The organism is Streptomyces sp. SID5643 (assembly GCF_009872555.1).
In the GTDB taxonomy this organism is placed as follows: Bacteria; Actinomycetota; Actinomycetes; order Streptomycetales; family Streptomycetaceae; genus Streptomyces; species Streptomyces iakyrus.
In genome coordinates this window covers 1-366 of the sequence record NZ_WWIC01000081.1, presented here as the reverse complement: position 1 = coordinate 366, position 366 = coordinate 1, and the positions used below count along the sequence as shown (strand labels likewise).

General features: G+C 66.4%; 1 pseudogene. It reads left to right on the top strand.

Annotated features, from left to right (window positions below):
* A pseudogene (locus tag GTY56_RS10030) lies at positions 1-354 on the top strand (ABC transporter substrate-binding protein); the annotation flags it as partial.
* Positions 355-366: the final 12 nt, after the last annotated feature.

Sequence of the window (366 nt, the reverse complement as noted above, 5' to 3'; positions counted from 1 at the left end):
TGGGACGGCCGGATCGCCGACCTGCAGAAGCAGGGTGTCCCGGTCGCCAGGCAGCTCAACGGCATGCGCCGGCAGTTCCAGGGCCTTGCCATCGCCAAGGACGCGGCCAACAAGGACAACGCCTACCAGCTGATGGACTTCTCGCTGCGGGCGGAGAGCCAGGCCGCCCTGGCGAAGGCGTTCCCGTCGAACCCGTCGTCGCCGGTGGCTTACGCGAAGCTCACCGAGGACGAGCGCAACGCGCTGGCGGGTGCGCCGAAGTACTACGACAAGGGTTTCGACACGGACATCGACTGGTGGCTGAAGAACGAGTCGGCCGTCACCAAGCGCTGGTTGGAGTGGGCTCGTGGCTGAATTCGGTATCGC